Below are 22362 nucleotides of genomic sequence, written 5' to 3'. Positions count from 1 at the left end.
GTTTCGATCAGGCAGGCGGTCTGGATCGTCATGTGCAACGACCCCGCGATGCGCGCGCCCTTGAGCGGCTTTTCAGATCCGTATTCCTCGCGCAGGGCCATAAGGCCCGGCATCTCCGTCTCGGCGATGTCCAGTTCTTTGCGCCCAAACTCGGCCAGCGAAATGTCTTTTACGATGTAGTCTTTCATGGGCTTCCCATCCGCTTAAGATTCGGCACAACAAGCAGCTGTTGTTACATGTATCGATTTAACCGCGTCGATAAACACTTCCGTTCCCAAACACAAATGTGTTTCCGGAGTGCCATCAGGCGTTGCCGCTGGTGACCCGCACGACCGATTGCGCGCGTCCGGTCATAGCGTTGACGCGGACGCGCGGGCTGTTCCTAGGCCGCGTTGTTTGCGGAGAGCTTGCGCCGCAGGCCATCCAGCACAATCCGGATCTTCTCTTCGGCTGAATACTGTTTGCGCGTCGCACGGCGGATGTCTTTGACAACCTTTTCGCCGTGGCTCCTGCGTGTTCCGGGTTTCTGTCTCATCTTATGGAATGTACGCCCCTTGCACCCAAGCCGATAGTTTTCGGCACATGTTACAAGGAAAAGGAGTTCAAAAAATGCAGTTGCTCGCGATCGATTTAGGCAAGCAATCTTTCCACATTCACGGGATTAGCAATGACGGCGAGGTGATCTCAAGGAAAGTAACCAGATCAAAACTTGAAGCCGCCGTCCGGGAGCTTTCTCCTGAAGCCATTGCTATGGAAGCCTGTGCCAGCGCTCACCATTGGGGGCGCCGTTTCGAGGCGTTGGGATTTCAGGTTCGCCTCATTCATCCACGTTTCGTTATGCCATTCGTCAAAGGCTCGAAGAATGATGCCGTCGATGCGGAGGCGATCCACGAGGCTGCACTACGTCCGACCATGCGGTTTGTGCCGGTGAAGACGACTGAGCAACAGGATTTGCAGATGCTGCACCGAACACGCGACCGGCTCATCACGCAACGCACCGGCCTGATCAATCACATTCGTGGCCTTCTTGGGGAATATGGCGTGGTCATTCCTGTCGGTGCCGTCCGGTTTGGCAAGGATATCAGGACTGCCGTCGCTGAAGCGAAACTGTCGGCCCTGGCGAGGCAGAACTTCAACGCACTCATCGCGGAGTTCGAAGCCTCTGACAAACGCGTGGCCGAGATTGATCGAAAGCTGATCGCAATCTGCAGAACCGATGGTCGCTGCAAACGACTGGCAACCCTTGCCGGCGTCGGGCCGGTGATCGCCTCCGCTTTGATTGCCGCCGTCGATGACGGGCGACACTTCTCGTCGGGCCGGGCTCTTGCGGCATAGATCGGGCTGGTCCCCAGACAATATACGACCGGAGGCAAACGTCGGCTTGGCGGCATAGGCAAACGGGGCAATCAATACTTGCGCCGCCAGATCATCCACGGGGCGAGGTCGGTCCTGATCAGGATCGCCGGGCGAAATGATCGGCGTGCCAAATGGGCGCAAGACCTACTTGCACGTCTAGGCCACAACAAGACCCTGGTGGCAATCGCCAACAAGACAGCACGCATCGCCTGGGCGGTTTTGCGCAATGGAGAAAGCTACAAAATCGCATAGCCGGGGCGCAGGGCGCTTCGGATTTAGAAAAGCGAGGTGAAAGACGATGGTGTAACGGCAGGGGCCGCCAATTCACAGCCTGCAAGGAGTGATGGCCATCCAAGGCCGGTCATCTTAGAAGACACGAAACCAAGCGGATCCCATCGAGGCCAGAAGCAAGACAGCTTCGCAAAAGGCCGGATAGATTCACGCATCCAAGGCCGTTGGAGCTAAAGGCAAAAAACACCTTGCGCAGGGGGCGTCCATAGATCCACTCCTTGGTGGTTACAATGTGCCAGAAACCCTCCCTTATCAAATCGCCCTATACTGTCCCATTGGCCCTGACGTTAGACACCGACATCTGTCCCAAATTCCCTGACGACGGACAAATTGAATATGAGTCTTTTGCTCTTTTGCTGCGTATTTGCCATTTTCACACTTTCTTTAGTTCTTCAAACTCGGCGATCGTGCGCTGCAACCCCTCATCAAGCCCGATCTTCGGGGCCCATCCCATGTCCAAAAGCCGCGTGCTGTCCATCAGTTTGCGCGGCGTGCCATCGGGTTTGGTCCTGTCATGCACGATCTCGCCTTCATAACCGGCATCCTTTACGATGCTGCGCACCAGTTCGCCGATTGAGATTTCCTGCCCGGACCCGACATTGACGTGATCGTAATCCGAATAGTGCTCCATCAGAAAGATCAGCGCATCAGCAAGATCATCGGCATGCAGGAATTCGCGGAGCGGTGTACCACTGCCCCAAACCTCGATTTCCGGCGCGCCTTTGTCCCGTGCCTCGACAACCTTGCGTACCAATGCCGGCAAGACATGGCTGGTCTCAAGATCGTAATTGTCGCCGGTGCCATAAAGATTGGTCGGCATGGCCGAGATGAAATCGCGCCCGTGCTGCTGCCGATAGGCCTGCACCAGCTTGATCCCCGCAATCTTGGCGATGGCGTACCACTCGTTCGTCGGCTCCAGCGGGCCGGTCAGCAGCGCATCCTCGCGCATCGGCTGTTCGGCCATCTTGGGATAGATGCAACTGGATCCGAGAAACATCAGCTTGGCCACGTCCGTGTCGTGCGCGGCCTTAATGATATTCGTCTCGATCATCAGGTTCTGATAGATAAAGTCCGCAGGATAGCTCGCGTTGGCGAGGATACCGCCCACTTTTGCAGCGGCGAGGAACACGGCGTCAGGCTTGTACTCGGAAAACCACGCCTCAACCTCGGCCTGCCGTGTCAGGTCCATTTCCGACCGGGTCGCCGTCAGCACGGTACAATCTTCTTGTTGTAACCGTCGGCAGATTGCACTTCCGACCATGCCGCGATGACCGGCCACGTATATCCGTTTTCCGGCAAGCTTGAAGAGCGGTTCACCCATGGCGACGTGCGTCTTCCAGGTCGGCCTCTGCCATCTCGCGTACCAGTTCCTCGAACGGCGTCTCGGGCACCCAGCCCAGTTTCTCACGCGCCTTGGTCGCATCACCCAACAGGGTCTCGACCTCGGCTGGGCGGAAATATTGCGGATCGACCCGCAAGATGACCCGACCGGTCTCGTCGCGGGCCACCTCGTTCACGCCCTCGCCTTCAAAGGTCAACTTGAGGCCCAGCACCTCCGCGGCGCGAGTGACGAACTCGCGCACGGAATATTGCTGACCCGTCGCGATAACGAAATCCTCTGGCGTGTCCTGCTGAAGCATCAGCCACATCATCTTGACATAGTCGCGGGCGTGGCCCCAATCCCGCAAGGCATCCATGTTTCCCAGCACCAGATCGTCCTGCATCCCCAGCTTGATGCGCGCCAGGGCACGCGTGATCTTGCGCGTGACAAAGGTTTCACCACGGATCGGGCTCTCATGATTGAACAGGATACCGTTGCAGGCGTACATCTCGTAGGCCTCGCGATAGTTCACGGTAATCCAGTAGGCATATAGCTTGGCCACGGCATAGGGTGAGCGCGGATAAAAGGGCGTCGTCTCACGCTGGGGCGTTTCCTGAACCAAGCCATAAAGCTCCGACGTGGAAGCCTGATAAAAACGGGTCGTCTCGCCCATGCTCAGAAACCGGATGGCCTCCAACAGGCGCAGCGCGCCCATGGCATCGGAATTGGCCGTGTATTCAGGTTCTTCGAACGACACCGCCACGTGACTTTGCGCCGCTAGGTTGTACACCTCGTCGGGCTGTGTCTTTTGCAGGATGTGGGTCAGAGACGAACTGTCCGTCATGTCCCCGTGATGAAGCTTGAAACTCCCCGACCTTCCCGGCTCGCCTTCCATGAGATGGTCGATCCGGTCGGTATTGAACAAAGAGGTGCGGCGCTTGATACCGTGCACCTGATAGCCTTTTTCAAGCAAGAACTCGGAAAGATAGGCACCGTCTTGGCCGGTGACGCCGGTGATGAGCGCCGTTTTCAATATTCCCTACCTCCTAATGAAAGGCTACGGTTTAATAGCGCAACCACAGTTAACGACACCTGCTACAGGCATTAAAACCCCGCAGCAATCGTTTGCTGCCGGCGGCGATGTAGTACTCACTCCAATCTCTGGTTGCAATGTTCAATCCCGGAGGGTGCCAGTACGATGGTCGCGCTGCGTTCAAGAGCCGAAGACAAGACCGGCCAGCAGCCCGTCGGCCTCTGACGCCGAGCGCATGAATTTCGGCCAGCTGCGCAATAGCGCCAGTCGCTGCCGTGCACTGACATGATCGGCGGGGGCGCCCAGATCGGGGCAAGACAGCTTGTCAGCCTCGGCAAGCGCAGGCGCCAGCGCACCTTCGGGGAAAAACGCCCGGTCCATGGCGCGGGCATTCTCATTGCAATTATCCTGCACCAGCGCAATTTGATCGGATGTCAGGCCAAGAGGCGTGCCTGACGGGCCTTTATCCGACAGGACGCTGTACAGCGCATTGCCGAAACGGCGACGGTCGGCCTTGTCCAGGTCCGGTCTGAGTTCGCTGATGCGCGCATGTACGTGGCGCATGAACCACAGATCCTCGGCGCTCAAAGACGGGTTGGACCGCAGGTGCCCCTGGTTAAGCTCGAATGCATGTCCCTCAAGCGCGATGTTCAGAAAATCATTCAGGGCGTCCCCGCCGGCCAGCAACGGCGCAACCACCGGGCGCAAGATGAAGCGGTCGCCGAACACCCGCCGCCACCGCATGAAACGCGGCGCAAAGCGGATGCGGTCATTTTCAAGAAACCGCGGCAGGTAAGTGTCGATGGGATCGGTCGTGGCGCCCAGCTTGACTCGCTCCGCATAAAGCGAAAGCGTGAATTCCGCGTGGGGTCGCACATAGGCCAGCACGCACATGTCGTCAGCCATCTCCGGCAAATAGGTTTCGACCCACTTCAAGAGCCGCGCAGGCCGCACGCCTTGTGTCTGACGTCAGCGCCAATGGGACAGTTTAGGGTGATTTGATAAGAGAAGGTTTCTGGCACATCGTAACCACCAAGGAGTGGAGATGAGACAGAAACCCGGAACCAAGCAGAGCCACGGCGAGAAGGTCGTCAAGGACATCCGCCGTGCGACAAGAGGAAGGCGCCGGTGCGTCTGATCTGCTTGGCGGTCTCGCCGCACAGGTCGGTGGCGTCTCGGGCGGCTCGGACACCGACATTCTGTACGAATTCATACAAAGCCCCGCGATGGTCGAGGCGCTTGACGCGAAATTCAATCTCACGGAAATCTATTCGGCCCCTTACGACCTGGACCCGGTGTTCGCCCTGGCGCCGGATAGCAATCTTGAGGATCTGCTGGACTACTGGCATCGCATCATCCGGGTTTCCTATGACGGCAATTCCCAACTGATCGAACTCCGCGTTCTGGCCTTCGAGGCAAGCATAGCGCAAGAGATCGCAGAAGAAGTCCTTGATCAAAGCCAGCAATTGATAAACGACCTCAATTCGCAAGCCAGAGCGGACACGATCCGATATGCCGAACTCGATCTTGACGAGGCACAACGTCGGCTGCGCGAAGCGCGATCGGCCTTGATTAATTTCAGGGCGAGGACCCAGCTGGTAGATCCCGAAACCGATCTTCAGGGCCGTATGGGCGTCGTCAACACGCTGCAAGGACAGCTTGCCGAGGCACTGATCGCCCTCGACCTCCTGACGCAGTCGACATCCGAAAGGGATCCGCGCGTCGTTCAGGCACAACGCAGGATCGAGGTCATACGCGAACGCATCTCGGCAGAACGCCGCAACGTGGCGCGCGGCGACGATGATGGCCTGTCCGGCGATTATCCGACGCTCTTGGCGGAATACGAAGGCTTAGTCGTGGACCGGGAATTCGCCGAACAAAGCTACACCGCGGCACTCAAGGCCTTGGATGTCGCGCGGGCAGACGCGGCGCGCCAGTCACGCTATCTGGCAACCTATGTGCGACCCACACTGCCGCAAAGTTCGGAATTCCCGCAGCGCTGGACCATTTTCGGGCTTTTCGCCCTGTTCCTGTCCTTGGCCTGGGCAATCCTTGCGTTGATCTACTACTCAATTCGCGACAGCAAGTGACATGATCCGCTTTGAGAACCTGTCAAAGAGCTTCTGGCTGCGTGGCGAGCAGAAGGTCATAATCGACCAGCTCGACACGACATTGCCCACAGGCAAATCCCTGGCCCTCATGGGGGGCAACGGGGCCGGCAAATCGACGCTCCTCAGTATCATAGCTGGTGTGATGCCGCCCGACTCCGGGCGCATCATCAGTGACGGCACAATTTCGTGGCCTGTCGGACTCACCGGGAGCCTGCACCCGCAGATGACCGGCGCTCAGAACACCCGGTTTGTCGCGCGCATTTATGGGGCTGATACAGAAAACCTGATTGAGTTCGTCAAGGATTTCTCCGAACTCGGCGTGCATTTCGACAACCCCGTCCGAACCTATTCCACGGGGATGAGATCGCGACTCGCGTTCGGCATGTCGATGGGTATCAAGTTCGACACCTACCTGATCGATGAGACCACCGCCGTCGGCGATGCCTCCTTCTTTCACAAAAGCCGGGCCGTGTTTCACGAACGGGTCAAGGATGCCAGCGCGATCATGGTCAGCCACCAGACCCGCGCCTTGCGCAATTTCTGCAACAGCGGCATCGTCCTGAGCAATGGAAAGCTTGAATACTTCGAGGATCTTGAGGAGGCGATTGACCGCCACAACAAGATCATGGGCGTGCCATCCGGAGGCTAAAGCGTTTCGCCTTTTTTCCAAGACCCGGATAAAGCCGAAATCCGCGCAGCGACGGAGCACTTGACCGAGTTTCCAGAAAACCTGCGTGGCAAGTTTTCGCAAAACGCTTTGCCGTGCCATGCCCTGCATAGCTCGCATTCATATTAAATATCAGCTTCATGCCACGGTTTTGACGCGGTCTCGGTCCGCTCCGCGTCACCTCGCCGTCTTTTCTTCAAACGCGATCAAAGCACTGAAGATCATTTGGGGCGAACATGTTAAATTTACGCTTTCACGGGATCGCCGGAAATCTTCGCGCGGTGTCCGACTTGCAGATCGTCGACCTGCAGACCGGCCCGTATCTCGTGACCGTTTCGGCCGGCCAGGGCGGCTTGACAAGCTGGGCACCGGTCGCGGGCGGCCTGCCCGACTATCTGGGCTGGCGCGCAGCCTCGGTTGACACGTTGACCGGCACCGGACCTCAGATCGCCACAGTCGCGGACGAAGTTCTCGTGGCCGGTCTTGGCCGGGACGAGGTCGACAGGATCACGCTGCGCAGCGACGGCAGCCTGCTCGCGCCCGAGGATCTTGCGGCGCCCGGTGGCGCATGGTCAGCAATCGCCATGCTGGACGCCGAAACAATCGCTCTGGCCGAAACGAACGCCTCGGGCTTTTCGCTGTTTTCCCAGGCCGACAACACGTGGCAGCCGATAAGGACCGTGACGGATACCAACGCCGTTCATGCGGACGGAATCACCGCGATGACGTCCCTGACCGTCGGCACCAGGTCGTTTCTGGTCACCGCAAGCGGAACCGAACACGGCGTCACCCTGTTCGAGATAGCCGGCAAGACAGTCAGTGCACAAAGCAGCATCGGCCCCAAGGATGGGCTGGGGCTGATGGTGCCTTTGGCCATGACCGTCGCTGCCGTCGCCAACCAGCCCTTCGTACTTGTCGCCTCGGCCCCCGAAAACGACGGCGACGGCGGGGCGATCAGCGTTCTCGCCATAGGCCCGAACGGAGAGCTGACTCCGACGGACCACATATTGGACACCCGCGAAAGTCGTTTTGGCCAGATCCAGAGCCTCGCCGCGGTCGAACATGGGGACATCACGCTGGTGGCCGCCGGCGGGGGCGATGACGGGATCACCCTCATGATCCTTCTGTCCGATGGACGGCTGGCGCATCTGACGACGGTGGTGGACGACAGACAAACCGGGCTGCGGGGCGTGACCGAGCTGGAAATGACCGTCGTCGACGACCGCTTGCAGATTTTTGCCTCCTCCGGGGCCACGGACGGGCTCAACGTGTTCGAGGCCGACCTGTCCCAGCTCGGACTTCGGGCGGCGGCAGACGCGGGGGGCGCGCGCCTCGTCGGCACTGACCGTGACGACATCCTCGAAGATGGCGACGGGGCGGATACGCTGGAGGGCCGAGCGGGCGCCGACCTCTACATTCTTACCGCCGATGGGCAACGAGACGTGATCCGTGGCTTCGATCCTGGCGAAGACAGGCTGGACCTGTCGTTCTGGCCCATGATCTACGATACAGGCCGGATCGACATCACCAGAACGACCACAGGCGCCCGGATCGAGATACGAGGCGAGATCCTGGACCTGATTTCACCGAACAATAGCGCCCTTGATACCGAAGCGGTGCGCTCTGCGATACAGCTTGTCATAAACCGCAGCTTTTCTTCTCCCTCGGTCGAGTATCAGGGCGACAGCACCGCCGAGCGTATCGAGGGAAGCTGGCACAACGACACCCTGCACGGCGGCGGCGGCAATGACACGCTGATCGGCGGCCGCGGCGACGACACGCTCATGGGGGGCGCCGGCGCTGACACGGCCGTATTCGGCATCCCTGCCGGTGCGCTCACGATCCTCGACATCGCGGGCGACCGCGCCACCATCATCTCGTCCGAAGGCACCGACAGTCTCGACGGGATCGAAATCCTGGAATTCACCGACACCACGGTGAATTTCGCCGACCTGGCACAGCTGCGTGCGCCCGTCACACTGACAGGCGGGGCGGGGAACGACAGTCTTGTCGCGACGGGCCTTGATGCGTCCCTCCACGGCCTCGACGGAGATGACAGGCTCACGTCCGATCTGGGCGAGGATACGCAGCATGGCGGGGCAGGGAACGATACGCTCAGCGCAGGCGCCGGTCAGGATTCGCTGCTTGGCGCCGAAGGACACGACCGGCTGTCCGGCGGGACGGGACAGGACAGGTTATCGGGCGGGTCCGGAAATGACTGGCTCAGCGGCGATGACGGCAAAGACAGCCTCGACGGCGGCACCGGAGCGGACACCTTGAACGGCGGCGTGGGCGATGACAGCCTGCGGCCCGGGCAAGGTGACGACGAAGTCGACGGTGGCGCGGGCTTGGACACGCTCTACTTCAGCCTCGCCATATCGCAGATCGAAATCGCAGAGATTGAAGGCACCCAAGTCACCTTGATTTCCGCAGAAGGCACGGACCGGATCAGGGGCGTCGAAAACTTTGTCTTCGGCACGCGAACGCTGACACTGTCCGACCTTGACGCGATGTCCGGCCCGACGCTTCTGGAGGGCGTTAACGGAAACGACGTTTTGCGCCACTTGGAAAACGCAGTCGATATGCGCGGCTTTGCGGGCAACGACTTTCTTGAAACTGGCCCCAGTGATGACCGCATAGACGCCGCAAGCGGCGATGATACCGTCAGATCTGGCCGGGGAAACGACACCATTGAGGCCGGACCCGGTCATGACGGCGTTTGGGCACTTGGCGACAACGACACTGTCTTCGGCGGAGACGGCAATGACACATTGCGGGGCGGCCGTGAGTCCGATCAGCTTTTTGGCGGAAACGGAAATGATGTCCTGCGCGGGCAACGGCACGCTGACACGCTCTATGGCGGCGACGGCGACGACAACATCGCAGGCGGCGGCGGTAGTAACATCCACTTTGGCGAAGACGGGCAACGATTTCGTCAAAGGCGGCACGCGAAACGACCTTGTCGATGGCGGACGGGGAAACGACAAAGTAATAGGCAACCGGCACGATGACACCCTGCTCGGGGGCCACGGCGACGACTACCTGAATGCCGGCGGGGACGATGACAGGTTGGACGGCGGACCCGGCGACGACTGGATGCGCGGCGGTCCCGGGGCCGATGTGTTCGTCTTTGCGGACGGGCACGGTCGTGACACGATCGATGATTTCAACCGCCGGCACGATACGTTCGAAATCGACGCGAGCCTTGCAGGCGACCTCAGCCCAGTGCAGATCATCAAGGGCGCAAGGGTGACTGCCGATGGGGTTCTGATCGATTTCGGGGGCGGCGACACGATCCTGCTGGATGGGCTTGGGTCGACACACGGGCTGATCGACGACATCATAATCGTGTAAAAGGGCTTGATCAGGCCACCACCTTTCGCTTGCGAAAAGCACATAACAGTCTCTGTTTTGCGGTGCGCTCCTCTGCCCTGCACCTGACCCTAATCGCGGGGATAAAGCGCCAGCCGTTTGAGATAGGCACCATACCCTGTTTTCCCAAACAGCGCGGCCCGGGCCTCGAGCTGTTCAGCATCGATCCAGCCCTGCTGAAACGCGATCTCCTCGGGGCATCCAACCTGCTGGCCCTGCCGGTCTGACAGCGTCCGCACGAAATTGCCCGCGTCCAGCAAGGACCCATGCGTGCCGGTATCAAGCCAGGCATATCCCCGCCCCATCTGCTGCACGCTCAGCTGCCCATCGGCAAGATAGGACTCGAGCAGCGAGACGATCTCAAGCTCGCCACGCGATGACGGGGTCACATGCCGGGCGCGCTCGGACGCCGTGCTGTCGAGGAAATAAAGCCCGGTCACGGCATAGGGCGACGGGGCCACCTCCGGCTTTTCCACGATGCTGCGCACCGTGCCATCGGGGGCGAAATCCACCACCCCATATCGTTCGGGATCGGCCACGCGGTACCCAAAGACGGTCCCCCCCGTCACGGTTCCGTCGGCCTCGTGCAGGCGTTCCGGCAGGCCGTGGCCAAAGAAAATATTGTCGCCCAGAACCATGGCGCTTGGGGCACCATCCAAAAACGACTCCGCCAGCAGATACGCCTGCGCCAGCCCATCGGGGCTGGACTGGGTCACATAGGTCAGCGACAGGCCCCATTGCGCCCCATCCCCAAGCGTGCGGCGGAACTGATCCTGATCCTGCGGTGTCGTGATGACACAGATCTCACGGATCCCCGTCAGCATCAGCGCAGACAAGGGATAATAGATCATCGGCTTATCATAGACCGGCAAAAGCTGTTTCGAAACGCCCATCGTGATGGGATAGAGGCGTGTCCCCGATCCACCCGCCAGAATGATGCCTTTGCGGCCTGTTGCTGATTGCGCGGTCATACTCTGTCCAATTCCTTTAACACGTTGACCAGTCCTGTGGTCCAGTCCGGCGGCTCAATTCCAAAATCCCTCGTCAGCTTCGCACAGTCGAGCCGGGAATTCCGCGGCCGCTCTGCCGGCGTGGGATAGGCGCTGGTCGGAATATCCTCGACCGTAACGGTCTTGCCGGCATTCGCAAAAATCGCGCGGGCAAAATCTGCCCAGCTGACCGGAGGCTGGCCGCCGTAGTGATAAAGACCACCCCCCTGCCCTTTTGTCATCTCACGTCCCATGCGCAACAGCGTTGCCGCGATATCCGCCGCCGGGGTCGGGCAGCCCACCTGGTCGGCGACAATACTCAGGCGGTCGCGGCTCTCGGACAGACGCAACATCGTTTTCACGAAATTGCCCCCATGGGCCGAAAATATCCACGAGGTGCGCAGGATCGCCCAGTGCCCTCCGGCCTCCGCAACCTGGTGCTCTCCGGCAAGCTTGGTGCGCCCATAGGCGCTTTTCGGTGCAACAGGGTCTGTCTCACGCCAAGCTCGGGTGCCAGAGCCCTCAAATACGTAATCGGTCGAGATATGCAGGAACGGAATCTCCAGTGCGCAACAAGCCTGCGCCATGGCACCCGGTGCTTTGGCATTGATCCGCATCGCATCACTTTCCTGCGCCTCGGCCGCATCGACAGCGGTCCAGGCGGCGGCGTTGATCACAACCGCCGGTGCGTGTGCCTCGATCGCGGCGCTGCAGGCCTCCGGATCTGACAGGTCTGCCGTATCGCGTCCCAGGGCCGTGACCGACGCCTGGCGCTGCAGCTCCGTCGCCACCTGGCCGGTTCTTCCGAAAACCAGGATCACGCCGTGCCCAACCGGCGGCCGACACCTTCACGGTCGAGCAACGCGCGCCACCACGCCTCATTGTCCAGATACCAGCGCACGGTCCGCTCCAGTCCCTCTTCAAGCGTTACGGACGGCCGCCAACCCAGTTCGTCCCGGATGCGCGCAGGGTCGATCGCATAGCGCAGGTCGTGGCCGGGTCGATCGGCCACAAACTCGATCAGGCTTGCATAGGGCCTTGTTCCCGGCCGCAACCTGTCAAGAATGGCACAGATCATCTGCACAAGATCGATATTGCGCGCCTCGTTCTCGCCGCCGATGTTGTAGCTGCGCCCCACCTTGCCCTTTTCCAGTACCAGCAAAAGCGCGTCGGCATGATCCTCGACATAAAGCCAGTCGCGCACATTCTTGCCCTTGCCGTAGACTGCGATCGGCTTGTTCGCGAGCGCATTCAGGATCACCACCGGCACCAGCTTTTCAGGGAAATGGAAAGGCCCGTAATTGTTGGAGCAGTTGGTCAGCAGGATGGGCAGGCCATAAGTTTCCTGCCACGCGCGCACCATGTGGTCGCTTGAGGCTTTCGAGGCGGAATAGGGACTGCGCGGATCGTAAGGCGTTTCTTCGGTAAACATTCCTTCCTCTCCCAGAGAGCCGAACACCTCATCCGTGGAGATATGATGAAACCGAAAGTCCTGGGGCCGCCCTTGTCCGTGCCAATAGCTGCGCGCGGCCTCCAGCAGGTGGAAGGTGCCCAGCACGTTGGTTTCGATAAACGTCGCCGGGCCGTCGATGGAGCGGTCCACATGGGACTCGGCGGCAAGATGCATTACTGCGTCTGGCCTGTGTTGGGAAAAAATCCGGTCCAGGGCGGCTCTGTCACGGATGTCGGCCTGCTCGAACGCGTAATCTGGGTGATCGGCAACCGAGGCGACGTTCTCGAGACAGGCCGCATAGGTCAGCGCATCCAGGTTGACCACCGAATGCCCGTCGGCCATCGCCCGGCGCACCACCGCCGAGCCTATGAAACCCGCCCCTCCGGTCACCAGCAGCTTCATGTTCCTGCCCCGTCCCAGACAAACGGGCTGTCGAAATCCCGCAGGGCCGGCGCCCGCGCGTCCTTGTCCGAGATCACCGGCGCGCGGCCATCAAGCGGCCAGTCGATGGCAAGGTCCGGATCGTCCCATTTCAGCGCGCCTTCTGCCTCGGGGGCGTAAAGGTCAGAGCATTTATAGATAATCTCGGTCTCTTGCTGCAGGGTCACGAAACCATGGGCAAAGCCCGCCGGGATCAAAAGTTGTACACCGTTTTCGAACGACAATGTTTCGCCCAGCCAGTGACCGTAGGTGGGACTGCCGCGACGCAGATCGACAGCGACATCGAAGAGTGCTCCGCGCCCGCAGCGCACCAGCTTGGCCTGGGCATGGGGCGGCGCTTGGAAATGCAGGCCCCGCAGGGTGCCCGCCTGCTCCGAGAGTGATTGGTTGTCCTGCACAAAAACCGTGTCGATCCCTGCCGCTGCCATCGTGTCGATATTGTAGGTCTCGGCAAAAAAGCCACGATGGTCGCCGAACCGGCGTGGCGTCAGGCGCAGCACACCAGGCAGCGTGGTCTCTTCGATCAGCATGGCGACCTCCGACCACTGGTAAAACTTTCGCATGCGAAAGGGCTCACAATATTCGTCTCTTCACTCTGATTCAGAATTCTTTGTCGGGCTTTCGTAACCTTTGATTTCCGGTGCCAAAAAGGACCGCTCGATCTGACTGGTCCTGTTCGGTCGTTGGCCCATTGTCCGTTGAAACTTCCTGAGTTCCTGACTTGGCCTACACACCGCCTTTCCGGACTTCTGTTGTTGGCTCCAAAGCCGCTTGGCGTCAAGCTTGCAAATGATGAACGCCGTTTGATTTCATTATGCTCCGGCCCCGCAAGCATTGACCTGAAGTGGCCCAAGCGGTTTGGCAAGTTTTACAGTGCTTCAGGGTATGACGCTAGTGAACGCAGGGAAACCGCTTCCTCGTTAACCTGAAGGCGAAACGTGTAAAAATGCGGATCAAATAATCGTTTTCTGTCTATCTATCTGGCAGAAAATGCTTTTTGATCTTGGCAATGCTCCCGTCCGAGGCGTCAAACCTTCACACGCTCCGATTTCGGGTCATACATCGGCTTCAGCGACGCTTCGGCCTTTACCCGCGTCCCCGCCACGTCGATCTCGTAATCCGACGCCAGCACCTCCTGCACGCTCTCACCCGGACAGGGCACATATCCCATCCCGATCGCCCCGCCCAGGTGGTGACCATACGCCCCCGAACACAGATACCCCACGATCTCGCCATCCCGCAGCACCGGCTCGTTTTGATAGACCAACGGCTCGGGATCGGTCAGCCGGAATTGCACCAACCGTTTCGACACTCCCGCCTCCTTCTTGCGCAGGACCGCGTCGCGGCCGATGAACTCCGCCTTCTCCGTCTTAACGGCAAAGCCCAGCCCCGCCTCCAGCACGTGATCCTCGCATGTGATGTCATGCCCGAAATGCCGGAACCCTTTTTCGATCCGGCACGAGTCCATCACGTGCATCCCGCACAGCTTCAGCCCATGTTCCTGCCCGGCCTCGTAAAGCGTCTCGAACACGTGTCCCGCCATATCCGCGCCGACGTAAATCTCCCAGCCCAGCTCGCCCACGTAACTCACCCGGTGCACCCGCGCGAGCCCCATGCCCAGCTCGATCTCCTGCGCCGTGCCGAACGGGTTCGCCTCGTTGGAAAAGTCGTTCGGGCTAACCGCCTGCATCAGCTTGCGGGCATCCGGCCCCATCACCGCCAGCACGCCCTCGCCCGCCGTCACGTCGGTGATCACCACGTTGAAATCGCCCTTGTGCCGCATCATCCACGTCTGGTCCGCCAGCCGCGTCGCGGCGGGCGTCACCACCAGGTACGCAGTCTCGCTCAGTCGGGTCACCGTCACATCCGCCTCGATCCCGCCCCGGTCGTTCAGGAACTGAGTATAGACGATCTTTCCATTCGGCACCGAATAGTCGCCGCCGCCGATATGGTTCAGGAACACTTCCGCATCCGGCCCCTCGACCCGGATCTTGCCGAAACTCGACATGTCATACATGCCGACCCCGGTGCGGATCGCGTGATGCTCGGCCGCGGCGTTCTCGAACCAGTTCTGCCGCCCCCAGCCGTACCGATACTCCTGCTCCTGTCCTTCCTTGGCGAACCAGTTCGCCCGTTCCCAGCCGGCCATCTCTCCCATCACCGCGCCGCGCTCCAGCAGGTGGTGGTGAAACGGCGACCGCCGCACGCCCCGCGCCGTGCGCTTTTGCAGGTAGGGGAAGTGATCGGCGTAAAGCAGCCCCAGAGTCTCCTTCGACCGCTCGAACAGGTAATGCCGGTTCCCCTGAAACGGCTGCATCCGGGCAATATCCACGTCGCCCAGGTCAAACGGCTTTTCGCCGCTGTCCATCCACTGGCTCAGCGCGTGCCCCGCGCCGCCCGCCGACTGAATCCCGATCGAGTTGAACCCGGCGGCCACCCACACATTGTCCATCTCTGGGCAAAGCCCCAGGTGATAGGCATCATCCGGCGTGAAACTCTCCGGCCCGTTGAAAAACGTGTGCACCCCCGCCTCCGCCAGCATCGGCATCCGGTTGCAGGCCGCTTCGAGGATCGGCTCGAAATGGTCGAAATCCTCGGGCAACTGGTCGAACTCGAAACTCTCCGGAATGCCCTGCATCCCCCACGGCTTCGCGTTCGGCTCGAACGCCCCCAGCAGGATCTTGCCCGCGTCTTCCTTGTAATAGGCGCATTCGTCCGGCACCCGCAGCACCGGCAATTGCCCCAGCCCGTCGATGCCTTCGGTCACGATGTAGAAATGCTCGCAGGCATGCAGCGGCACGTTCACACCCGCCATACGCCCCACCTCGTGGCCCCACATGCCCGCGCAGTTCACGATCATGTCGCAGGAGATATGCCCCGTCTCGCCGCAATCGTCAGCGGCCCAGTCCACGCCCGTCACCCGGCGGCCCTCGCGCGCGATCCCGGTGACCTTCACCCGCTCCTTCACCAGCGCCCCGTTCTGCCGCGCGCCCTTGGCCAACGCCAGCGCGATATTTGCCGGATCCGCCTGTCCGTCCTTTTCCAGGAAAACCGCCCCGGTCACGTCGTCCGCGTTCAGATGCGGATAGCGCGTCTTCACCTCCGCCGCGCTGATCTCTTCCACGTCTACGCCAAAGGCGCGCGCCATCGCGGCCTGCCGGTAGATCTCCTCCCGCCGCGCGTCGGTCAGCGCCACGGTGATCGACCCGCATCGCCGGAACCCGGTCGCGACCCCGGTCTCGGCCTCCAGGTTGCCGTAAAGCTCCTGGCTGTATTTTGCCAGCTTCGTCATGTTCGCACTTGCCCGCAGTTGCGCGATCAGCCCCGCGGCGTGCCACGTCGTGCCGCTGGTCAGTTGCTTGCGCTCCAGCAGCACCACGTCACGCCAGCCCAGCTTGGCCAAGTGATAGGCCACCGAACAGCCCACCACGCCGCCTCCCACAATCACCACGCGGGCATGCTTCGGAAGGTTACTCATCGCTTGTCTCCTTGAACGCGGCATAAAGGGTCTGCCACTGGTTGGTCATCGGCCCCACCGTGCGCCACTCGACGTGCAAGTCATCGCGCTCGAAATGCCGGTCGACCCAGTCCTCGACGGTCTGCGGTCGCGACATCGAGAAATCGCTCGCGCCGATCTCGAACAGCGGCAGGTCCGCGTCGATCTCGCAGGACCGCCCAAACTCGTCCGCCGCCTGCACCTGAAGCCTGTAGCGATCCGGCGGCACAAGGCTCAACGCCAGCTTCAGCACGTCGGTCGAGCCATACGACCCCTCCTGGATCGCCGCCGGCGCCTCCAGCACATCGGGCATCTTCCGCCAGTCGAAATCGACCGTCACACCGTCCAGCGCCGCACGGCCCCGGCTGGCGAACTGGCATTCATCGATCTTCAGCCATTCTGTGGTCAGCGCCGGCGCCAGCAGATAGGCCATGTCCGCGTCGTCGCTCTCGTCCGGTATCTCCCGGCTCTGCGCGGCGATCATGACATCCAGTTGCACGCCCTCGGCTTCCTGCCCGTCCTCGAAATTCTTCCACAGCACGAACTTCGCGTGGCTCACCTCGAAATCCAGACGCCCGAATTCCCTGCTTTCAAAGCGGAATCGCCCGCTTGCCGGGACCATGCCGGGGGGAAGCGTGCCGTCACTCATCTCGTCACCTCGCTCATACGACCTCGTGTCCTGCCGCCTGTAAACAGCGGGCAATCTCCGCGATATGCGCCGGCCCGATCTCGCAACAGCCGCCAACGATCGTGGCCCCCTGCCCGACCCAGCCCATGACGTATTCCGCGTATTCCAGCGGCCCAAGGTCCTTGCGCTGCTCAAGCGCGCCCACCGTTGGCGCGTCGCCCAGGAACCCGTCGCTGATCTCCGTGAACCCGTTGGCGTATCCGCCAAAGGGCAGGCCGAAGTCCTTGATCACTTCAATCCCCGCGCCCGTCGCTTCGGGCCGCGAGCAATTGACCAGCACCGCCGCCGGCGCGTGCTTTTCCACCGTCCCGGCCAGGTCCGCCACCGGCTCACCCGAGCGCAGGCGCGTGCCGTCGTGGTCATCCACGCTCACCGCCAGCCACACAGGCAGGCCCTGCCCCGACGCCGCCCGCAGCGCGCCTTCGGCCTGGTCCACCGACGACATCGTCTCCAGCAGGAAAAGGTCCACGTGATCCTTCATCAGCGCCACCGGCTCGGCGTAGATCGTCGCAGCCTCGGCGGCGGGCGGGCAGGTCTCGGGCTTGTAGGACTGCACCAACGGTCCGATGGCCCCGGCCACCCGCCCCTTGCCGCCGCTCGCCGCCCGGGCCCGGCGCGCGGCCCGCACCGCCGTATCGGTAAGTTGCCCGATCTTGTCCTCCAACCCGATCCGCACCAGCCGGTCGCGCAGCACCGCGTAGGTGTTGGTCGTGGCCACCGTCGCGCCGGCGGCGAAATACTCCAGGTGCACCTCGCCCACCAGCTTGGGATGGTCGATCATCACCTGCGTCGACCACAGCGGCGTCGCCCGGTCGCCCGAGCGTTTCACCAGCTCCTGCCCGATCGAGCCGTCCAACAGGGTGACCTGTGCCATGTTCTTCCTCCCGCGCCCTTGTTCAGATGTCGACTCCGTCCGGGATAAGCACCAGCTTCCCGGCATGCCGCTTCGACATGAACTCTTCCTGCGCCCTGCCAATCTCCCGCATGGGAAACGTCTTCGCGATCAGCGGTTTCACCGATCCTTCCCGCACCATTTCGACCAGCCGGGCAAAGACCGCGCGAGACTGGAAGGTGCAGCCGTGGATCGTGATGTCCCGCAAATAGATGCGCCGCAGATCCGCCTCCACCACCGGCCCGGCAATGGCCCCCGCCACCGCGTAATGACCACCCGGCCGCAGCGCGTCGATCAGCGCGCCCCAGCCCGGCCCGGCCACCAGGTCGATCACCGCGTGGAAGGTATCGGCGGGGGGCACGTCCTCCCGCCCGATCACCGCCACCGCGCCCGCGTCGCGCACACACTCGGCCTTGGGTGCCGAAGACACCCCCGTGACCTTCGCCCCCGAGGCCGTGGCCAGTTGCACCGCCGCCAACCCTACGCCACCGGATGCTCCGGTGATCAGCACGCTCTGCCCGGTCGCCACACCGGCCCGGTCCAACAGCCCCGCCGCCGTGCCGAAGGCGCAGGGAATCGCCGCCAGTTCCACGTCGCTCAGGGGCGCGTCGCTCACGTCGAACAGGTCCCCCTCCGGCACGACGCAATACTGCGCGAACGCCCCATCGAACTCCGACCCCAACGCTTCGAACCCAACCGGGTTGTCGTCGGTCGGGCGCGGCTGGTTGATCGGACAGATCACCCGCATCCCCATCGCCACCGCGCTCACGCCCTTGCCTAGCGCCACGACCTCACCGCACAGGTCCCCGCCCTGGATCAGCGGAAAGTCCAACGCCCCGGACCAGCCGCCATCCTCGACCCCGTCCTGCAGCTCGCCCGTGGCCCCGGTCACATCCGCCGAATACCAGCCCTCGCGCGTGTTGATGTCGGTGTTGTTCACCCCCGCCGCCAGCACCCGCACCAGCACCTCGCCCGATCCGGGCCGGGGCACGGGAATATCCTCGCGCCATTCCAGCTTGACGGGCCCGCCGTGGCCGGTCAGGTACACGCCGGACATGGTCTCGGGCAGGGTCATCGCGCCGCCCCCTTGTCCAGGTCCTTCAGCCCTAGGAGCACCGCAGCCCCCACCATCAGCGCACCGCTGACCCGGTTGATCCATACCCCGGTCAGCGATGTTACACGCCCCAAGGTCCGCGTCGCGGCCCAGCCCCACAAGAGCAGCACCAGACCGTCAACAACCAAGTACGTGACGCCCAACAGTAGCAATTGCGGCAGGATTGGCGCGCCCGCATAGATGAACTGCGGAAACAGCGCCCCGAAGAACACCACCGCATAAGGATTGGCCGACGACGTAACAAAGCCCTGCCGGAACAGCCGCCCCGTCGCCGCCGCGCCCGGCGCCTCGGCCCCGCCTTTACTCAGCATCAACCGCAGCCCGATCCAGACGAGGTAGGCCACGCCCACCCATTTCACCACCCACAGCGCATCGGCATTGGCCGCGATCACCGCCGTCAGCCCGAACGCCGCCAGGGTCATCTGCACCGCGTTTGCGCTCAGGTCGCCCGCGACGGTGGCCAGCGACCGCCGCAGCCCGTGCCGCAGACTGTTCGAGATGATAAGAAGCTGGCTCGTGTCCGGCGGTGTGGCGAAAAACGCCGCCAGGACGCCAAGATAAATCAGGTAGGTCTCGATAATCATCCTTCGTCCTTTCGCGTCCCCGTCCCGGGCCTGACCCTGCCTGCCCCGGGCTTGACCCGGGGGGACCTCTAATTACGCCGTCAGCCGCGCATTTTCCGGATCCCAAAGCGGCTGATCCGGCTGCACCACGGCTTTGCGCCGCTCACCATAGATCTCCACTTCCAGTTCCGTGCCCGCCTCTGCCAAATCCATCCGCAACATCGCCAAAGCAACACTCGCGTTCACGCGATAGCCCCAGGCGCCGCTCGTCGTCTCACCCACGATCTCGTCGCCGTTCCAGATCGTCGACATGTAGGGCGCATCCGCCTCCCCCGCGTCGATGATCAGCGGGGCAAAGGCTTTCTTCCGGCCCTGCTGTTTCTCTGCCAACAGCGCCGCCTTGCCCGTAAAATCCTGGTCCTTGTCGAACTTCACGAACCGCTCCAGCCCGGCCTCCAGCATCGAGTAATCCGTGCTCAGATCACCCTTCCACGCCCGATACCCTTTCTCGATTCGTAAGGAATTCAGCGCATACATCCCAAAGGGCTTCGCGCCCGCATCCAGAATGGCGCCATAGATCGCCGGCATCTCGGCATTGTCTGCATGCACCTCCCACCCCAGCTCGCCGGTAAAGCTCACCCGGATCAGGAACGCGGGCCGCCCCGCCACCATGCAATGCTGATGGCTCAGCCACCCGGCTTCCAGATCGGCATCGCTGATTCCGGCCAGCACCTCACGGCTCTTCGGCCCCGCTACCAGCAACGCCGACCGCTCGGTCGTCGTCTCGGTCACACTCACACCCTCCGGCACGCTGTTCCGGATCAGCTCGCCGTCATGCCACTGCGCCGTGGCTGCGGTGATCAGCACGAAATCATTTTCCGCCAGCCGGATGCAGGAAAATTCCGTCACGATCCGGCCTTTCGCGTTGGTCACGTAAACCAGGTTCATCCGCCCCACCTTGGGCAGCCCCCCGGTCACGAAGCCCCGCAGCCAGTCATCGGCCCCCGTGCCCTCGACCCGGAACCGCGAAAAGCCCGGCAGGTCCAGCAAACCACAGGCATCGCGCACCGCCTCGCATTCCTCGCGGATACGCTGCTCCCACGGGCCCTTGCGGTTCCATGTATGCGTGCTGTCCTCCGACGTGTCATCATCCGGCTGCGCGAACCAGTTCGCCCTCTCCCAGCCATTATAGGCCCCCATCACGCCGCCCAGTTCCAGAACCTTCCCATGGTTCGGCGACAGCTTCTTGTCGCGCCCCGCCGGCCATTCGTGCCACGGGAAGTGCATGGCGTATTCGTTGCCGTAGACCTCCATGCCCTTGGCGACGCAGTAGTCATGATCGGTGTAATCGGTGTACCGCCTCGGATCGACCGCCCACATGTCCCACTCGGGCGCACCATCCACGATCCACTCGGCCAGCACCTTGCCCGCGCCGCCGCCCTGCGCGATCCCGAAGGTAAAGACACAGGCCTCGAACGCGTTTTTAACCCCCGGCATCGGCCCCAGCAGGGGCAGCCCGTCGGGCGCATAGGGGATCGGCCCGTTGATGATCCGGCTGATCCCCGCCGTGGCCGCCACTGGCACACGCTCCATCGAATCCACCACGATATCCTCGATCCGCGCCAGGTCATCCGACCAAAGCTGGAAGCTGAAATCCTCCGGCATCGGGTCCGACGGCTCCACCCAATGCGCCCGGCAATTCGGCTCGTAGGGGCCGATGTTGAACCCGTGCTTCTCCTGCCGGAAGTAATAGGACACGTCCACGTCCCGCAGAAGCGGCAGCTTGCGGCCCGTCTCCTTGCTGTACGCCTCGATCTCGGGGATCTCGTCGGTCAGCACGTATTGATGGCTCATCACCATCATCGGCACCGTCCGCCCGCCGTAAGGCTTGAACCACTCGCCCACCGTCTGGGCATAATACCCGGCTGCGTTCACCACGAAATCGCAGGCGATGTCGCCCTTTTCCGTGTGCACGATCCAGCCGTCACCGTCCTGCGTCACGCCGGTGGCCGGGCAGAACCGCACGATCGTCGCCCCCATGTCCCGCGCCCCCTTGGCCAAAGCCTGTGTCACCTGCGCGGGGTCGATATCGCCGTCGTTCGGGTCATAGAGCGCCCCCACGATGTCATGCGTTTCGATAAAGGGATACCGCGCCTTGACCTCGTCAGGGGTCAGAATTTCCAGGTCCATCCCCTGGTGCTTGCCCATCCCCTTTGCCCGCTCGAACTCCTGCATCCGCTCCTTTGAATGCGCCAGCCGGATCGAGCCCGTCTGGTGATAGTTCATCGGGTAATCCACCTCGTCCCCCAACCGGGCATAAAGCTCGGTCGAATAACGCTGCATGTTCATTATGCCCCAGCTGGTCGAGAAGGTCGGCACGTTCCCCGCCGCGTGCCAAGTGCTCCCGGCGGTCAACTCATTCTTTTCCAGCAGAACGCAATCGCTCCACCCTTTCTTGGCCAAGTGATACAGCACCGAGCATCCAACGACCCCGCCGCCAATGACGACCACTTTCGCGTTTTTCGGCAGATCAGCCATCTCCGTTTCTCCCTGTTCGGATGCCACCACGCGGCCC

At 61.9% G+C, this 22362-nt stretch carries 18 protein-coding genes and 1 pseudogene; 5 read left to right on the top strand and 14 right to left on the bottom strand.

What is annotated here, in order from left to right; translation table 11 throughout:
- Positions 1 to 188: adenosylhomocysteinase (locus tag RBB18_RS20520; protein WP_306121271.1), on the bottom strand; the 188-nt coding region annotated here is incomplete at its 3' end.
- A 421-nt stretch (positions 189 to 609) separates the two neighbouring features.
- On the opposite strand from RBB18_RS20520, the pseudogene RBB18_RS20515 reads away from it, so the two are divergent.
- Positions 610 to 1608, top strand: a pseudogene (locus RBB18_RS20515) (IS110 family transposase).
- A gap of 412 nt (positions 1609 to 2020) precedes the next feature.
- Here RBB18_RS20515 and RBB18_RS20510 read toward each other — a convergent pair.
- The 3 genes from RBB18_RS20510 to RBB18_RS20500 form a co-directional block, all read right to left on the bottom strand.
- Positions 2021 to 2968, bottom strand: a complete 948-nt coding sequence (locus RBB18_RS20510) for a GDP-L-fucose synthase (RefSeq protein WP_306110693.1) — start codon at positions 2966 to 2968, stop codon at positions 2021 to 2023.
- Positions 2961 to 4001, bottom strand: coding sequence for a GDP-mannose 4,6-dehydratase (gene gmd / locus RBB18_RS20505; RefSeq protein ID WP_306110694.1), 1041 nt, complete (start codon positions 3999 to 4001; stop codon positions 2961 to 2963). Before gmd ends, RBB18_RS20510 begins: the two co-directional genes overlap by 8 nt.
- Before the next feature lie 180 nt (positions 4002 to 4181).
- Complete coding sequence (locus RBB18_RS20500; RefSeq protein WP_306121270.1) at positions 4182 to 4907, bottom strand: hypothetical protein; 726 nt, start codon at positions 4905 to 4907, stop codon at positions 4182 to 4184.
- Between the two features lie 320 nt (positions 4908 to 5227).
- On the opposite strand from RBB18_RS20500, the gene RBB18_RS20495 reads away from it, so the two are divergent.
- The 4 genes from RBB18_RS20495 (at position 5228) to RBB18_RS20480 (ending at position 10133) form a co-directional block, all read left to right on the top strand.
- Complete coding sequence (locus tag RBB18_RS20495) at positions 5228 to 6091, top strand: sugar transporter (RefSeq protein ID WP_306110696.1); 864 nt, start codon at positions 5228 to 5230, stop codon at positions 6089 to 6091.
- 1 nt (position 6092) lies between these two features.
- Positions 6093 to 6761 (top strand): ABC transporter ATP-binding protein, encoded by a 669-nt coding sequence (locus RBB18_RS20490; protein ID WP_306110697.1) that lies wholly within the window; start codon positions 6093 to 6095, stop codon positions 6759 to 6761.
- Between the two features lie 254 nt (positions 6762 to 7015).
- Entirely contained in the window at positions 7016 to 9790 is a 2775-nt protein-coding gene (locus tag RBB18_RS20485; protein ID WP_306110698.1) for a calcium-binding protein, read from the top strand.
- The gene (locus tag RBB18_RS20480; protein WP_306110699.1) at positions 9690 to 10133 is read left to right on the top strand and encodes a hypothetical protein; all 444 of its coding nucleotides are present in this window, start codon (positions 9690 to 9692) and stop codon (positions 10131 to 10133) included. Before RBB18_RS20485 ends, RBB18_RS20480 begins: the two co-directional genes overlap by 101 nt.
- Positions 10134 to 10222: 89 nt before the next feature.
- On the opposite strand, the gene rfbA is transcribed toward RBB18_RS20480, so the two are convergent.
- The 10 genes from rfbA to RBB18_RS20430 form a co-directional block, all read right to left on the bottom strand.
- Complete coding sequence (rfbA, locus tag RBB18_RS20475; protein ID WP_103763030.1) at positions 10223 to 11122, bottom strand: glucose-1-phosphate thymidylyltransferase RfbA; 900 nt, start codon at positions 11120 to 11122, stop codon at positions 10223 to 10225.
- Positions 11119 to 11961 carry a dTDP-4-dehydrorhamnose reductase gene (rfbD, locus tag RBB18_RS20470; protein ID WP_103763029.1) on the bottom strand — a complete coding sequence of 281 codons (843 nt, stop codon included), beginning with the start codon at positions 11959 to 11961 and terminating at the stop codon, positions 11119 to 11121. Before rfbD ends, rfbA begins: the two co-directional genes overlap by 4 nt.
- Complete coding sequence (gene rfbB, locus RBB18_RS20465; RefSeq protein ID WP_306110700.1) at positions 11958 to 12995, bottom strand: dTDP-glucose 4,6-dehydratase; 1038 nt, start codon at positions 12993 to 12995, stop codon at positions 11958 to 11960. The genes rfbD and rfbB overlap by 4 nt, the downstream gene beginning before the upstream one ends.
- Positions 12992 to 13564, bottom strand: a complete 573-nt coding sequence (rfbC, locus tag RBB18_RS20460; protein ID WP_306110768.1) for a dTDP-4-dehydrorhamnose 3,5-epimerase — start codon at positions 13562 to 13564, stop codon at positions 12992 to 12994. Before rfbC ends, rfbB begins: the two co-directional genes overlap by 4 nt.
- A 497-nt stretch (positions 13565 to 14061) precedes the next feature.
- The gene (locus RBB18_RS20455) at positions 14062 to 16512 is read right to left on the bottom strand and encodes an FAD-dependent oxidoreductase (RefSeq protein ID WP_306110701.1); all 2451 of its coding nucleotides are present in this window, start codon (positions 16510 to 16512) and stop codon (positions 14062 to 14064) included.
- Positions 16505 to 17179, bottom strand: a complete 675-nt coding sequence (locus RBB18_RS20450; RefSeq protein ID WP_306110702.1) for a hypothetical protein — start codon at positions 17177 to 17179, stop codon at positions 16505 to 16507. Before RBB18_RS20450 ends, RBB18_RS20455 begins: the two co-directional genes overlap by 8 nt.
- A 13-nt stretch (positions 17180 to 17192) precedes the next feature.
- Positions 17193 to 18092, bottom strand: a complete 900-nt coding sequence (locus tag RBB18_RS20445) for a homocysteine S-methyltransferase family protein (RefSeq protein ID WP_306110703.1) — start codon at positions 18090 to 18092, stop codon at positions 17193 to 17195.
- 22 nt (positions 18093 to 18114) lie between these two features.
- On the bottom strand, positions 18115 to 19185 hold the full coding sequence (locus tag RBB18_RS20440; protein ID WP_306110704.1) for an alcohol dehydrogenase family protein: 1071 nt from the start codon (positions 19183 to 19185) through the stop codon (positions 18115 to 18117).
- Complete coding sequence (locus RBB18_RS20435; RefSeq protein WP_306110705.1) at positions 19182 to 19808, bottom strand: LysE family translocator; 627 nt, start codon at positions 19806 to 19808, stop codon at positions 19182 to 19184. The genes RBB18_RS20440 and RBB18_RS20435 overlap by 4 nt, the downstream gene beginning before the upstream one ends.
- 72 nt (positions 19809 to 19880) lie before the next feature.
- Positions 19881 to 22325: an FAD-dependent oxidoreductase gene (locus RBB18_RS20430; protein WP_306110706.1), complete on the bottom strand. Its 2445-nt coding sequence runs from the start codon at positions 22323 to 22325 to the stop codon at positions 19881 to 19883.
- Positions 22326 to 22362: the final 37 nt, after the last annotated feature.

Source organism: Roseovarius sp. MMSF_3298 (genome assembly GCF_030733705.1).
GTDB classification, from domain to species: domain Bacteria; phylum Pseudomonadota; class Alphaproteobacteria; order Rhodobacterales; family Rhodobacteraceae; genus Roseovarius; species Roseovarius confluentis.
Note: the sequence above shows the minus strand (reverse complement) of the source record. Positions and strands in the feature narration are given on the sequence as shown.